Below are 15,456 nucleotides of genomic sequence, written 5' to 3' on the forward strand. Positions count from 1 at the left end.
AAGCGTGAGATTACCATACTTTGCCGAAGGAAATTCATTCCGACAGCGTAAATCGACGCACCACTGCTTCATCTATACCCAGCGGGTCGCCACGCAGCTCAGCGCTCAGTTTCGCCATAAACTGCACCAGATAATCCGCATTATGTTGCGCAAGCTTGCGCCCTCTGACGGTTTGCATGGTTTGCGGTAGCCGTAACAGCTTGGTTTGAAAGTGATCCAGCGCCCAACGTTTATCGTCTAACGGGCGAGAGTCAGCAAAAGGATCGTCCGCGTTAAACAGCGGCGTGTTCATGGCGCCCGACACGGCAAAGACGCGCGCGAGGCCGATAGCGCCCAACGCTTCAAGACGATCGGCATCCTGCACAATTTTCGCTTCCAGGGTCCGTGGCGTTATCTGCGCGCTAAAACTATGAGCTTCAATGGCATGCGCCAGCGCGGGGAAGAGATCGTCCGGGAAATCAGGGAAATCCTGACGCAGAATGACCTGCGTTCGTTCGGCAGATAACCGCGACGCGCGTGAACGATCGGGATGATTTTTGGGCGGGCTGATAATGTCGTGGAAATAGCAGGCCGTGAGCAGCACCAGTAAGTTGACAGGTTCGTCTGCGGCGATGTGTCTGGCACTGAGCCAGACACGGCGGAAATGGGAAATATCGTGGGCGGCATCGCCACCGGGGTAGTGTTGTGCGAACCAGCGTTCAAAACGCTGCTGCCAGGCATCAATTGTCATGCTTTGCGGCCTTAATCCGTTTCCAGGCCGCGAGAATAACAAAATTCGCGTAGCGCATCATTCCTGAATCTGACGAGGACGGGTATACCAGGCAATGCCGCCGAGGATCAACCCGACAATCCCGAGCACGATAAACCCCGCAAGCGCCCCAAGCAGTTTGCCGGAGGTTGAGCCGATTTCGCCATCCAGCGTCGCGCCAGGAAGGGTTTCTACCTCGCTAATAACCCAAAAGTAACGCACCATCGCCCAGACAAAATAGCCGCAGAACGCATAAAAAACCCATAACGCCAGCTTACCGCCAGGGCCACGCGTCATTGTTTCTTCCATATAACACTCTCATTTAGCGAGGAAAATCGTTGTTGCCGCAATTCCATTTAAGGATCAAATGTGATTGCCGTCACATTATAGCGACTCTTTGCACGCTGAGTAGTACTGGTCAGTCCTGCCTGAGCGCAAAATGCCGATCGTTTGATCTTCGGCAATTTTGTGAGGTGATGCACAATTCTCCAGAGGCACAAGCGTCAATGCTTCATGATTTTGTTGATTGAAATAATTTTATTATATATTTCTGATGAAATTATTCATATTTTTAATATTTCATGATCCGTTTTCAGACTTTACCTTTCATTATTTTCATGCAACTATTGCTCCGTTATTAGCCTTTTGTTGTTTTACACTGCACTCGTTAAATTTTTTTCATCTATAGCAGGCCCGATGATTTTTTAGTCGGGCTTTTTTTTTAGTTTTTTTTCCTCTTACCCTGTCATCAAATCACATATCAATATCTAATAAATTACCGACAAACATACATAAAACATCGTAAATTCAATCACATGTATTTACTATCCATATTTATATTATTAAATACATACAAATAAAAAATTAAAGAAACATTTTGCAATATTTAATATAAAATAGTTACATCTTTGACGTAAAATAAAATGAACTCTATAGATAATATCGCCGCTGCAATGCTGATTTATCTAAAAGCATTCATAACCATTATTATTTAAAGGAAATAAATAATGAAAAGAAAAGTATTGGCAATTTTTGTCCCGGCATTGTTAGTGGCTGGTGCAGCAAATGCGGCAGAAATCTATAATAAAAACGGTAATAAACTGGATCTCTATGGGAAAGTCGATGCTCGTCATACTTTCTCTGACAATCCGGGTGATGATGGTGATGACACTATCATTGAACTGGGTTTCAAAGGTGAAACGCAGATCACTAACGAATTGACTGGCTTTGGTAACGCACTGATGAAAGTGAAAGCCAGCGATACCGAAGGTAGCGATAACATGTATGCGAAACTGGCCTTCGCCGGTTTGCGCTATGCCGATGCAGGTTCATTCGACTACGGCCGTAACTACGGCGTCGTGTACGATGTCGAAGCATGGACCGATATGTTGCCGGTCTTCGGTGGCGATTCTTACACCTGGACTGACAACTTCATGACTGGCCGTGCTAACGGCGTAGCGACCTACCGTAATACTGATTTCTTCGGTCTGGTTGAAGGCTGGAACTTCGCGCTGCAATATCAGGGCAACAACGAAGGCGGCAACACAAACGAAGATCAGGAAGGCACCAAAAACGGTCACGACGATTATCGTTTCCAGAATGGTGATGGCTTCGGTATGTCCACTACCTATGATTTCGGTGATGTACTGGAAGGCTTAAGCGTTGGTGCGGCATTCTCCTCTTCTGACCGTACAAATTCACAGGTCAATGCTGGCGGTATCAACAATCGCTACAGCAAAAACGCAGGTGGCGCAGAAGCTGAAGCCTGGACCGTTGGTGTGAAATACGATGCTAACGACGTCTATCTGGCGATGATGTATGCAGAAACCCGCAACATGACACCGTATGGTGACGCTGGCATTGCCAACAAAACGCAAAACTTTGAAGCGGTTGCTCAGTATCAGTTCGATTTCGGTCTGCGTCCGTCTTTAGCGTGGGTTTACTCTAAAGGTGAAGACCTGGGTGATTACAACGGCCACAACGGTCAGCATCACGTAATTGAATACACCGACAAAGCGCTGGTGAACTACGTTTCTGTTGCAGCGACCTATTACTTCAACAAAAACATGTCCGCATACGTCGATTACAAAATCAACCTGCTGGATAACGACGTGAAATTCTATCAGGACAATGGCATCTCCACCGATGACGTTGTGGGTGTTGGCCTGACTTATCAGTTCTAATCCCTACATATTATAAAGCCCGCATTGCGGGCTTTTTTATTTCTTATGAAAGCGTTACGGCGCTTCCTGCAACGCCACTCGCACAAAACCGTTGTTCTGCGCCAGCAGGGCATTGGCATCATTGGCTTCCATTCCTGTGAGCACCATCAGAATTGCGGTTTTACAATGATGATCGCAGCGTTCCAGCGCCGCTTTCGCCACGGCGCGTGAACAACTTCCTGCTTCCATCACAATCGCAATCTGACGCTCGCACCACTGGGTGGTATCCCCTTGCAGATCCACACGCAAATTGCTGTAAACCCGGCCGCTGCGAATCGCAAGCCCGGTGGTCAGCATATTCAGAACCAGTTTCTGTGCGGCATTGGCTTTCGGATTACCGTAGCCAGCCACGACTTCCGCCCCGGTTTGTGGCGCAATAACCAACGACGCCAACTGTGCGGCTTCGCTTTGCGGATTGCGCGTGAGCACCGCTACCGGCGCACCCAGAGACCACGCGTGACGCAGTGCGCCCCACACCCACGGCGTTTTTCCGCCGACGGTCAGGCCCAGCAGCATATCTTTATCATTAAAGCCGATGGCCTGAAGGTCCAGCGCACCACGATCGTAATCGTATGCGGCTTCGCTTTTTTCATTCAGCATCGCCTGCGGCCCACCCGCGATAAGCCCGACAATCGGACCGTGACCCTGTGGTGTAAACTCACTGGCAGCCAGCATCCCGGCACGCCCCGACGCGCCCGCACCGACTATCACTAAGCGCCCACCGCGACTCAGCGCCGCCGCAGCTTGATCCACTAAACGGGTGATTTCATCCAGACAAGGCGTGATGGCATCGGCAATACGTTTATCTTCCTGATTGATAACGTTAAGCATGTCCTCGGTGGACAATCTGTCGATATCGGCGGTAACAGTACTGCGTCGTTCCATGACTGCATCGGTAAGCTTAATGCTCATAAACTGCCTCCTTATTATGAGTTGCCTTTCAATATAAAGTGTTTCATATGTATAGCCTGAGAGTGGCGTCACAAAGAGACGTTTGTTTTGCTAAGGGCTACACTGCTTTAAGAAATCAGGCTTATCAGCGATAATGCTTGTTTATTAATGATGACAGGGATCCCGATGCACGATTTACAGCAGCCTCAACGCGCGCCAAAACGTCCGATGAAGCTCAGTACGCTGGTCACCCTGATGGTCTGCGGTGTCATCGGTGCCGTCCTGCTGGTTATCTACACCTTTTATCTTGCGCAAATTGCCAAAGCCACGCGTACGGGGTTGCAGGATACCGCCTTTGCTATCGCGCGCACCCTCGCCGATTCGCCGGAAATCAAACGCGGCCTCACCTCACCTTCTTACAGCGATATTATTCAGCCGATTTCAACCGCCGTGGAACAACGTAATCATCTGCTGTATGCGGTGGTGACAGATATGCATGGCATTCGTTATTCGCACCCTGATCCCCGCCGTGTCGGCCAGCGTTTTATCGGAGAAGATTTACAACCCGCCCTGCTTGGTCAGGAAAATGTCTCGGTGAACCATGGCGTACTGGAAGAGGCGCTGCGCGTCTTTACGCCAGTTTATGATGAAGAGCGCCGTCAGATTGGCGTGGTGATTGTCGGTATCTCGATGAACGATGTTCAGGCGCAAATCAACGCCAGCCGCTGGAATGCCATCTGGTTTGTGTTGTTCAGCGCCATTATTGGTAGCTTCGGAACCTGGGTGCTGGTTCGGGTACTGAAAAATATTCTTTTCGGGCTTGAGCCCTACGAAATTTCTACGCTGTTTGAACAGCGTCAGGCGATGCTGCAATCGCTTAAAGAAGGCGTCATCGCCGTCGACAGCCTCGGAAACGTAACGCTGATTAACCATACCGCGCGGCAAATTCTGCTCTCCGCCAACAATCGCCAGCCTGGAGAACCGCCACATGCGCCGCTACAGGGAAACCTGCAACAGGTTCTGTCTACCGGAGTCGCGATTCCGGATCAAGAAGTGGGCTGCAACGGACGTCTGTTACTCACCAACACCGTACCGGTCCGCAGTCAGAACCGTGTGATTGGCGCGATTTGCACCTTCCGCGATAAAACCGAAGTCAGCCAGTTGATGCAGCGCATGGATGGTATGGTGAACTATGTCGATGCGCTGCGCGCTCAGTCTCACGAGTTCATGAATAAACTGCACGTGATCCTCGGGCTTTTGCACATCAAGCGCTACGACAAGCTGGAAGAGTACATTCTGCAAACCGCGCAAAATTATCAGGCCGACATCGGCGAAATTCAGCATAAAATTAAATCACCGATCGTTGCCGGTTTCCTGCTTGGCAAAATCAATCGCGCGAAAGAAGCCGGGTTTACGCTGACGCTTGCCGAAGAGTCGCGCGTGCCGGACAACGCCAACGAACAACAGGTGGCGGTACTGGTCACCGTGCTGGGCAACCTGATAGAAAATGCGCTGGACGCCATGTCCGGCCAGCCGGAAGGCGAGATAAGCCTGCTGCTGCACTATCAAAATGGCTGGCTCTCCAGTGAAGTCAGTGATGATGGGCCTGGCATCGCCCCGGATAAAATTGATGCTATTTTTACCAAAGGTTTTTCGACGAAAGGCGAGAATCGCGGCGTCGGGCTCTTTCTGGCCCGGCAACAAACTGAAAACCTCGGCGGCAGCATCGCCGTGGAATCAGAGCCGGGCGTCTTTACGCAATTTTTTGTACAAATCCCCTGGGACAGCGAGAGGAATGCCGAGTGATTAATGTGTTAATTGTTGATGATGATGCCATGGTGGCCGACCTGAACCGTCTCTATATCGAACGGGTTGAGGGGTTTAGCTGCTGTGGTATCGCGTCAACCCTCAGCCAGGCTCGCGAATTTATTGAAGAGAGTGTGCAGCCTATCGACCTGGTGCTGCTGGATGTTTATATGCAACAGGATAATGGGCTGGATCTGCTGCCGATCATTCGCGCATCGGGCCGGGCCATCGACGTTATCATGATCTCTTCCGCTTCAGATGCGGAAACTATTCAAACGTCGATGCATTATGGTGTGGTGGATTACCTGATCAAACCGTTCCAGTTCCCGCGCTTTGAAGAGGCGTTAACCGGCTGGCGTGAGAAAAAACAGCTGATGGGAAACCATAAGTATTACGAACAGGCTGATGTTGATCGCCTGCTGCACGGCGGTGCGCCGGAACTGGCTGACGCCAAACGTCTGCCGAAGGGTTTAACGCCGCAGACGCTGCGCACTATTTGTCAGTGGATTGACGCGCATCCGGAAAGCGAGTTCTCTACCGACGACCTGGCGAACGCAGTGAATATTTCGCGAGTATCATGCCGAAAATACCTGATTTGGCTGGCGCAGATTAATATTTTGTTTACCAGCATTCACTACGGCGCAACCGGGCGCCCGGTGTATCGCTATCATCTGCTGGCGGAACAGTACGGTCTGCTTAAACAGTACGCGCAATAAGCCGATAATCGTCATCAAGCAGCGTAAACCGGTAATGTCTGGCCGATGAGAGAATGATCTCCCGCTGTTTGGTGACAAATATCGCTTCAATGTCCGGGCGTCCGCGTAGCGCTGCAATACCCTTCTCTACACCCATTCCATAAATCAGCGTGGTCCAGAGATCACAGTCGAGCGATTCGCTGGCGATAATGGTCACGCTGTCGAGCTCGTTATCCAGGGGATACCCGGTGCGAGGGTCAAGAATATGGTGATAGCGGCGCCCGTCCAGCTCGAAAAAGCGCTCGTAGACGCCGGAGGTCACCACCGACTTGTTCACCACCTCAATGGCCCCGAGCAACGCGTTATCCTGCGCAAAGGGCTTCTTCAGGCCAATCGACCAACCGCCCTCGGGTGAACCGAGCGTTTGCACATTTCCACCAAGATTAATCAGCCCCAGCGTCACGCCCTGCTGGCGCAAATAGTCGCGCACGCGGTCGGCAATGTAACCTTTTGCAATCGCCCCCAGATCGATTTCCATTCCGGCACGCGTCAAAAATACACTGCTTTGAGCATCATCCAGCACCACATTATGTGGATCGGTCAACGTCAGTAATTGCGCAATATCCTCGGCGGGCGGCACGCTATCGCCCTTAAAACCGATTTTCCAGCGTTTCACCAGCGGGCCAATCGCCAGATTAAACGCGCCGCCGGGGACAAGGCTTGCGGCTTTGGCGCATTTGATCAACTCATAAACCGGGCGGCTGACGCTGACGGGATTGATGCCGGCGGCGTGAATGATATCCATCACCTGCGATTGTGCGCGGTTAACGGTGAGGAGGTCTTCGTATTGCTTGATGAGATTAAAAACACGGGAGGCGAGCGGTTCGTTGTGTTCGAAGAGTTTGAGCAGAATGGGCGAGCCCATCAGGACCGCGGAATAACTGTATACGCGTGCATCGTCTGACATTCCAGCCTCCTTTCACAAAAGAGAACCCGGTAGCCTGGGCTACCGGGATTTCATGGGCTGCTAGCTGCGTTTTGCGCGCATTGCGGCCTGATGACCGGCGAGTGTACCAAAGATAATGATATCGGCGACAGCGTTACCGCCGATACGGTTGCCACCGTGGATGCCGCCAACCACTTCGCCTGCGGCGTACGCCCCGGCGATCACCTTGTGCGCTTTATCCAGCACACAGGTCTCGGTATTGATGGTCACGCCGCCCATGGTGTGGTGCACGCCCGGCGCAATTTGAATCGCATGGAACGGACCTTCGTTGATCGGCGCACGCAGCGCGGTCGTACGACCGAAATCATCATCGTGCTGTTTTTCAACGAAACCGTTATAGCGTTCCAGGGTTGCCAGGAAAGCGTCTTCATTGAGCCCCAGTTTTTTCGCCAGGTCGCGCGGTGAGCTGGCGCTGGTGACAAAGCCACGGCCAATGTATTCATCAGCGGCTTTGTTTTTCGCCCGAACATGCTCATCAAACACGATGTAGGCATATTTTTCCGGCAGCGCGATGATTTGCGCGGACACTTTGTCGCGGGTTTCCATTTCATTAAAGAAGCGGTTGCCCTGCTGATTCACCAGAATCGCCCCGCCGCCGCGGATAGATTCGGAAATCAGGTACGATGTTTTCTGCTCAACGGTCGGGTGAATCTGAATTTCGCCCATATCGACCGTGCCTGCGCCGATATTTTCCAGAAGTGAGATACCGCCACCGGTTGCGCCTTTATGGTTGGTGGTCACGAAGCCGGCCAGATCCGGACGGTATTTCACCACCATCGCGCTGTTGGCGCTGAAGCCACCGGTCGCCACGATAATGCTTTTGGTTGCGACGGTAAGCGCCTCTTTCTCTTCGGTCAGCAGACGGACTGCGGAAACTTCACCGTCCTCCATCACGATATCCACCACGGAAGTATCGAGCATTACATCGATATTGCGTTTGTTGACGTTACGCACCAGGCCGCTGATCAGATAGCCGCCAACCGCCGATCCGTCACGCGGACGGTGGGTACGGTCGATGCTCATCCCGCCGGTAGTGGTGATGTCGTTCAGCATAATGCCGCGCGTAGCCAGCCATTCGATGGCTTCTGGTGCGTTTTCGACAAAGCGACGCAGCAGTTCCGGGTTGTTTTTGTTTTTCCCGCCTTTCAGGGTTTCCTGGTAGAACAGCTCTTTGCTGTCCTGAATCCCTTTCACGCGCTGGAAGCGCGTTTCCGCCGCGTTCATCCCGGCAGAGGCTTTGATGGTGTTCCCACCGATGGTTGGCATTTTTTCGACAATCAGCACGCTTGCGCCTTCGTCGTGCGCCTGAATCGCCGCAGCCAGACCCGCGCCGCCGCTACCAACAACCACAACGTCGTAGCTTTTCGCTTCTTCGATGTCGCCGCCCTCTTCCGCCACCCGCGCTTTGCTTGATTTGAGCATCGCTTTAGAGACGGCTTTTTTCACTGCTTCACTCTGACTGGTTGCGCCGGAGATAGCATCAACGTGCGGGGTGTTCGCATCGAGAATACGGGTACGAATCTCTTCAAAACTGGTGGTGAATTCCACGCTTTGATCCGGCGCGCTCGCCAGTTCGATATCGGCGATACGATCCGTATCCAGGCTGACGTTGATAACCAGTTCGTTGGTATCGTCCATCACGGTTTCCACGAAGGTACCCGCTTTGAATTTGGACTCGCCCATGCTCATGTCGCGGATCATCGCTTCAACCAGGAAGAAACGCCACAGCGGTTCCGGGATGCACAGGGCTTCGCGCTGAGTGCTGTCGATGAACAGTTCCGGCGCTTCATTACGCGCAATGCGGTCAGTCCAGTCCGGATAGGCGATGCAGGCGCGTCCCACGGCGACCAGGTCGTAACCGTTATCCAGCGCGGTATCGACATCCGCTTCGTTCACGACGCCGCCCACGCCCATTACCGGGATTTGCGCGAGCGTTTCAGAACGCATGGCGACATATTTTTGAATCAGCGGCGTCGGATCGTTGGTTTCAACGATAGAAGGACGCAGCGTAGCGCCTACTGAGAAGTGCAGGTAATCGACGCCGCGCTCCGCCAGTTTTTCCAGCAGATACATGGTGTCGTCAAAGCGGATACCCGGGATTTCCATCTCTTCTGGCGAGAAACGATAGCCGATGATAAAGGAATCATCAGCATACTGGCGCACCATTTTATGGGTGATATCCAGTACTGCCAGCGGGAATTTCGCGCGATTGTCGCGGCTACCGCCCCACTCATCGTCACGCAGGTTGGAGTTCGGCGAGTAGAATTGTTGAATCAGATAGGTGTTGGCACCATGAATTTCCACGCCATCGAAACCGGCCTGGATGGCACGACGTACCGCATCGCCGAATTTACCGACCATGCCATACACTTCTTCCGTGGTCAGGGCGACCGGGGTTGCGGCTCCGTCACGCGGTGCAGCAACGGCGCTTGGGCCTACCGGCGTACGCCCACCGATCAGCTTTGGTTCGACCATGCGGCCACCGTGGTAAATCTGTAATAGCGCTTTCGAACCTTTAGATTTGATCGCTTCGGCAATTTTCGCCAGGCCGGCGATTTTGTCGTCGTTGTCGATACCCAGTGCGCCCGGGAAAGCGACGCCGAGATCGTCAACAAAGCAGCACTCGACGATGATGGTACCGATGCTGCCGGAACGGGCGCGATAGTACTCAATCAGCTCGCTGCTGACTGAACCGTCGTAATAACCCGAACAGGTGGTCATCGGGGCCATGAACAAACGGTTTTTAATTTCAGTTCCGTTCGGTAAGGTGAATGACTCAAGTATGCGATGGTTTGTGTTCATCATATAAAAACTCCAAACTTTAAAAATTGAAATCTGCGAATTCTGAATCGGTGTGTATTTGAGTTATTTTTTCTTGCCGATATTGATGCTATTAATATAATGGTATTTTTAGTTACTAAAGTAATTACGTTAGTTAAAAAACTAATTAAGTACCGCTATAACACCAATACCCCCATGGTGTTATTAATAAAAAATATTTTGTTCACAATTATTTAAAATGTTATTACTTTTACGCTACCTCTTAAAATGCAGTAAACCCCGTAACTTCACCTGCAATAACTAATATAAATCAATGACTTAGACAAGCATCAACTTATGTTCTATATTTAAGATACCCGCGCTCTCGTGAGCAATTAACGGCCAATACCCTTATAGTCCAACAGGGTTATTCAAAAATAATAAAAAGCGCGTTATCGTCCTGTTTTTTTGATCGAGATCAATTGCCTTATTCTTTAAAAGAGCATTAAATAAATATAAAGAATTCCTGATTTATCGCTAACGAAATAGCGCTAAATTTCCATGCCAGTAATACAAAAAGCCGCCTTTAATAATTAAATAAAGTAAAAAAACTAAAGAAAGCAAAAAGTCATTCCTGGCATAACCGAATTATTAACAACTTAAGACGCAAAACTATGAAAGAGAAAACCGCCGTAACGCCCCCCGTGGCGAGCAAGCCAAAAGACGGAAAGACAAACCGTCTGATGATGATGGCACTGCCGATTATCGTCGCCGTGCTGCTGCTATTTGTGCCGGTTCCTGAAGGGCTGCCGCCGTATGCCTGGCACTACTTCGCTATCTTTGTCGGCGTCATCGTCGGCCTGATTTTCGAACCCCTGCCGGGTGCGGTGATCGGTCTGACGGGCGTCGTCGCCATCGCATTATGCAGCCAGTGGGTGCTTTTCAGCCCGGAACAACTGGCCGATCCGAAATTCAAACTGGCAGGCGCGTCCTTTAAATGGGCAGTGAGCGGCTTCGGTAACTCCACCGTCTGGTTGATTTTCGGTGCCTTTATGTTTGCCGCCGGTTATGACAAAACCCGCTTCGGTCGCCGCCTGGCGCTGATTCTGGTGAAATATCTGGGTCGTCGCAGCCTGACGCTCGGTTATGCCATAACCTTTGCGGACCTGCTGCTGGCGCCGTTCACCCCATCCAACACCGCGCGTAGCGGCGGGACGATCTACCCGATTATCGCCAACCTGCCGCCGCTGTACGGTTCAAAACCGAACGACCCGAGCGCGCGTAAAATTGGTTCTTATCTGATGTGGGTGGCGATTACCGCCGCGTGTATCACCAGTTCTATGTTCCTTTCCGCCCTGGCACCAAACCTGCTGGCGCTGGCGCTGGTGAAAAGCATCCTCGGTATCACCATTTCCTGGGGCACCTGGTTCATCGCCTTCCTGCCGCTGGGTATCCTGCTGATTCTGACTATGCCGTTGCTGGCTTACTGGTTCTATCCGCCGGAAGTGAAAGTGAACGACGAAGTGCCGCTGTGGGCGAGCCGTGAACTGGAAAAACTGGGCAAACTGTCACGTAACGAAATTCTGCTGCTGGTCTTCGTATGCTGCGCGCTGCTGATGTGGATCTTCGCTGCAGCGTGGATTGAGCCTGCCATGGCGGCGCTGTTAATCGTTGGCCTGATGCTGTGGACCGGCGTGCTGGAGTGGAACGATATCACTGGCAACAAAGCCGCATGGAACACCTTTGTCTGGTTCGCAACGTTAGTGGCGCTGGCCGATGGCCTCTCCTCTACTGGCTTTATCAGCTGGTTGGGTAAAGAAGGCGGCCTGCTGATGAGCGGTATCTCTCCGGGTGTGGCAACCGTTGTTCTGCTGCTGGCGTTCTACCTGCTGCACTACCTGTTTGCCAGCACCACCGCGCACACCACGGCGCTACTGCCAGCGATGCTGACCATCGCCGCCACTATTCCGGGCATGAACATGGAAGTGTTCGTCCTGCTGATGGTGACTTCACTGGGTATCATGGGGATTATCACCCCATACGGTACTGGCCCGAGCCCGATTTACTACGGGAGCGGCTACCTGCCGACCAAAGACTACTGGCGGTTAGGCACCATCTTCGGTGCCATCTTCCTGGCAGCCCTGCTGCTGATTGGTTACCCGTGGATGTCCATGATGTTCTGATTCTCAACCGCCGGAGGGTAACGTCCGGCGGTTTTATTTTATGGAGCAATAGCTATGTCGAATAAACCTTTTGTTTACCAGAACCCCTTCCCGCTTGGCAAAGATGACACCGAATACTATCTGCTGAGCCGCGAGCACGTTTCCGTTGCCGAATTTGAAGGTCAGGAAATCCTCAAAGTTGAACCTGAAGCGCTGACGCTGCTGGCACAGCAGGCTTTCCATGACGCCTCTTTCATGCTGCGCCCTTCTCACCAGAAACAAGTTGCCGCCATCCTGAATGACCCGCAAGCCAGCGAAAACGACAAATACGTCGCGCTGCAATTCCTGCGCAACTCGGAAATCGCCGCTAAAGGCGTCCTGCCGACCTGCCAGGATACCGGTACTGCTATCATCATGGGTAAAAAAGGCCAGCGTGTATGGACCGGCGGCGGCGATGAAGCTGCTCTGGCACGCGGTGTTTACAACACTTACACCGAAGATAACCTGCGCTACTCGCAGAACGCCCCGCTGGATATGTACAACGAGGTGAACACCAAAACCAACCTGCCTGCGCAGATTGATCTCTACAGCGTTGACGGCGACGAGTATAAGTTCCTGTGCGTCGCCAAAGGCGGCGGTTCAGCGAACAAAACCTATCTCTACCAGGAAACCAAAGCGCTGATCACCCCGGCGAAATTGAAAAACTATCTGGTTGAGAAAATGCGTACGCTGGGTACGGCGGCCTGCCCTCCTTACCACATCGCATTCGTGATTGGCGGTACATCCGCTGAGAGCACGCTGAAAACCGTTAAACTGGCGTCAACCCGCTACTATGACAGCCTGCCAACCGAAGGCAACGAACACGGTCAGGCGTTCCGTGACGTTAAGCTGGAGCAAGAACTGTTACAGGAAGCGCAGAACCTGGGCCTCGGCGCGCAGTTCGGTGGCAAATATTTCGCTCACGATATCCGCGTGATCCGCCTGCCGCGTCACGGCGCATCCTGCCCGGTCGGCATGGGCGTTTCCTGCTCGGCGGATCGTAATATCAAAGCGAAGATCAACCGCGATGGTATCTGGATCGAGAAGATGGAGCACAATCCGGCGCAGTATATCCCGGAAGCACTGCGTCAGCAGGGTGAAGGCAGTGCCATTGCTATCAATCTGAACCAGCCGATGAGTGAAATTCTGGCACAGCTTTCAGCACATCCGGTATCTACCCGCCTGTCGCTGAACGGGACGATTATCGTTGCCCGTGATATCGCGCACGCCAAACTGAAAGAGCTGATCGATAACGGGGAAGAACTGCCGCAGTACGTGAAGGATCACCCGATTTATTACGCAGGCCCGGCAAAGACACCGGAAGGTTATGCTTCTGGCTCTCTCGGCCCAACCACCGCAGGTCGTATGGACAGCTACGTGGATCTGCTGCAGTCGCACGGCGCAAGCATGGTGATGCTGGCGAAGGGCAACCGCAGCCAACAGGTCACCGATGCCTGTAAACAGCACGGTGGCTTCTATCTCGGCAGCATCGGCGGCCCGGCGGCGATTCTGGCGCAGGACAGCATCAAGAGTCTGGAATGCGTGGCGTATCCTGAACTGGGTATGGAGGCTATCTGGAAAATCGAAGTGGAAAACTTCCCGGCCTTTATCCTGGTGGATGATAAAGGGAACGACTTCTTCCAGCAGATCCAGAACAAACAGTGTTCAGGGTGTTCACAGCGTTAATCACGTAAAAAAAGCCTGATGCGCTACGCGTATCAGGCCTGCATGACGAAGCCAGGCATCCGCCTGGCTTTTTTGTGTTTGGCTCAATAAAACGTCGCTTGCGTATACACTTTCAACCTGAGCGGCTTTTTACCGGGTTTATCTTCCCAGGTAATGGTTAAATCACACTTTCCCGGCGTACCGCGTTCATCATACTGACAGACGCTATTGGTGGCATAGTTTTCTGAATAGCGCGAGGAGTTGATCAGTGTGTAATCCAGCGGCTTATGCTGCGGGTCACTGTACATCACCACATTCGAGGCCGTTACACCGCGCGAGGAGTAAAACTTCGTCATATTGACGTTGCCGCGTTCATCGTACAGATATTCAGAGACCTTATTGCCCATAAAACGTGTCGACATCAGCAGACCATTATCTGCGATTTAATATTGTTCTAAACCGCCGCTCTCAGTTTTTGACACAATATTACATTTCTCATCTAATGATATAGTAATAATTGACCAGTCTTTGATGCCTTTAAGTGTGCGCCCATCACGCCTGAGAATCAATTCCGATCGTTTTCGTTTATCATTAAATTGCAGACTATCAAGACACCCACTTTGACTCAGCGTCGCATCCAATTCATATATCTGCTGTCCCTTTTCATTCTCAATGGAGACGTTTAATTCTTTAACATTCCCTCTGATAGACACAAATCCATATAATAATGAAAGATTATATAAAACAGGAAGATAGGAATCATTCGCCAATACAGAGCTTGATAACATGAAAAAACCGAGTAATGGTGTTTTCCTATTACACAGCATAAGCCCCTCCATCATTTGTTACTATTATTTTATCATAGTAAGCCACAATCGACACCGATGCTCAATATCTCAATAGATTATTTTCAGATGCAAATATCTTAATAAAATAGAATTACCGTGAAATTATTTCGTAGTCATCATACAAGATACGTAATAATACAGAGTATAATCCCTGATGGTATTAGAAGTGACATCAGGGAATGATATTAAAATGACGAAACAGCATTTACTCAACAATCTCAACTAAATTGCCATCGGGATCTTTAATAACTGCTTCGTAGTAACCGTCTCCGGTGGTACGCGGGGCGGAGACTAAAATTCCCCGTTCTTGTGCCTTCTGCGCCAGGGCATCTACTTTTGCCTTCGTGCCGACGGCAATCGCCAGATGTACCCAACCGCTGGTGTTGTTATCCGACTCGCGCGCGGTTAACCCTGGTTTGGTCATCAGTTCAATAGCCACATCCTCACCCATCTTAACAAAGTAAGATTCAAAGCCGGGATTAGTTTTGCTGCAGTACTTTTCGTTGATTGATCCCTCAAAGAAATCAACCCAGAAGCGAGCCTGAGTCTCAAGCTGTCGCGTCCAAAGTGCAACGTGGGCGATTTTCATCTTTCACCTCTTTCTCAGATTGTAA

Annotated in this window: 11 protein-coding genes and 1 pseudogene; 5 read left to right on the forward strand and 7 right to left on the reverse strand. The window is 51.3% G+C overall.

Going from position 1 to position 15,456, the window contains the following annotated elements; translation table 11 throughout:
* Positions 1-34 precede the first annotated feature (34 nt).
* Complete coding sequence (locus F0Q32_RS05560) at positions 35-730, reverse strand: phosphohydrolase (protein WP_149462275.1); 696 nt, start codon at positions 728-730, stop codon at positions 35-37.
* A gap of 57 nt (positions 731-787) precedes the next feature.
* Positions 788-1,057 (reverse strand): cell division protein DrpB, encoded by a 270-nt coding sequence (gene drpB / locus F0Q32_RS05565; RefSeq protein ID WP_149462276.1) that lies wholly within the window; start codon positions 1,055-1,057, stop codon positions 788-790.
* Positions 1,058-1,755: 698 nt separating this feature from the next.
* On the opposite strand from drpB, the gene ompC reads away from it, so the two are divergent.
* Complete coding sequence (ompC, locus tag F0Q32_RS05570; protein ID WP_149462277.1) at positions 1,756-2,931, forward strand: porin OmpC; 1,176 nt, start codon at positions 1,756-1,758, stop codon at positions 2,929-2,931.
* A 54-nt stretch (positions 2,932-2,985) separates the two neighbouring features.
* Here the strand turns inward: ompC and F0Q32_RS05575 are convergent, their stop codons facing one another.
* The gene (locus tag F0Q32_RS05575) at positions 2,986-3,882 is read right to left on the reverse strand and encodes an N-acetylmuramic acid 6-phosphate etherase (RefSeq protein WP_149462278.1); all 897 of its coding nucleotides are present in this window, start codon (positions 3,880-3,882) and stop codon (positions 2,986-2,988) included.
* A gap of 165 nt (positions 3,883-4,047) precedes the next feature.
* On the opposite strand from F0Q32_RS05575, the gene F0Q32_RS05580 reads away from it, so the two are divergent.
* Both F0Q32_RS05580 and dcuR read left to right on the forward strand, forming a co-directional pair.
* Positions 4,048-5,667: a sensor histidine kinase gene (locus F0Q32_RS05580; RefSeq protein WP_149462279.1), complete on the forward strand. Its 1,620-nt coding sequence runs from the start codon at positions 4,048-4,050 to the stop codon at positions 5,665-5,667.
* Complete coding sequence (dcuR, locus tag F0Q32_RS05585) at positions 5,664-6,383, forward strand: two-component system response regulator DcuR (RefSeq protein WP_149462280.1); 720 nt, start codon at positions 5,664-5,666, stop codon at positions 6,381-6,383. The genes F0Q32_RS05580 and dcuR overlap by 4 nt, the downstream gene beginning before the upstream one ends.
* On the opposite strand, the gene F0Q32_RS05590 is transcribed toward dcuR, so the two are convergent.
* Together F0Q32_RS05590 and F0Q32_RS05595 are read right to left on the reverse strand one after the other, a co-directional pair.
* Positions 6,364-7,329, reverse strand: coding sequence for an FAD:protein FMN transferase (locus tag F0Q32_RS05590; RefSeq protein ID WP_149462281.1), 966 nt, complete (start codon positions 7,327-7,329; stop codon positions 6,364-6,366). The genes dcuR and F0Q32_RS05590 overlap by 20 nt on opposite strands.
* 60 nt (positions 7,330-7,389) lie before the next feature.
* Entirely contained in the window at positions 7,390-10,170 is a 2,781-nt protein-coding gene (locus F0Q32_RS05595) for a flavocytochrome c (protein WP_149462496.1), read from the reverse strand.
* Between the two features lie 632 nt (positions 10,171-10,802).
* Here F0Q32_RS05595 and F0Q32_RS05600 point away from each other — a divergent pair.
* Together F0Q32_RS05600 and fumA are read left to right on the forward strand one after the other, a co-directional pair.
* Complete coding sequence (locus F0Q32_RS05600; RefSeq protein ID WP_188016834.1) at positions 10,803-12,311, forward strand: anion permease; 1,509 nt, start codon at positions 10,803-10,805, stop codon at positions 12,309-12,311.
* 54 nt (positions 12,312-12,365) lie between these two features.
* The gene (gene fumA / locus F0Q32_RS05605; RefSeq protein WP_108475202.1) at positions 12,366-14,015 is read left to right on the forward strand and encodes a class I fumarate hydratase FumA; all 1,650 of its coding nucleotides are present in this window, start codon (positions 12,366-12,368) and stop codon (positions 14,013-14,015) included.
* Between the two features lie 83 nt (positions 14,016-14,098).
* Here fumA and F0Q32_RS26450 read toward each other — a convergent pair.
* Both F0Q32_RS26450 and F0Q32_RS05620 read right to left on the reverse strand, forming a co-directional pair.
* Positions 14,099-14,836 (reverse strand): annotated as a pseudogene (locus tag F0Q32_RS26450) (YnfC family lipoprotein).
* Between the two features lie 211 nt (positions 14,837-15,047).
* Positions 15,048-15,431: a VOC family protein gene (locus tag F0Q32_RS05620; RefSeq protein ID WP_149462284.1), complete on the reverse strand. Its 384-nt coding sequence runs from the start codon at positions 15,429-15,431 to the stop codon at positions 15,048-15,050.
* Between the last annotated feature and the right edge of the window lie 25 nt (positions 15,432-15,456).

Source organism: Pseudocitrobacter sp. 73, from assembly GCF_008369545.1.
GTDB lineage: Bacteria > Pseudomonadota > Gammaproteobacteria > Enterobacterales > Enterobacteriaceae > Pseudocitrobacter > Pseudocitrobacter vendiensis.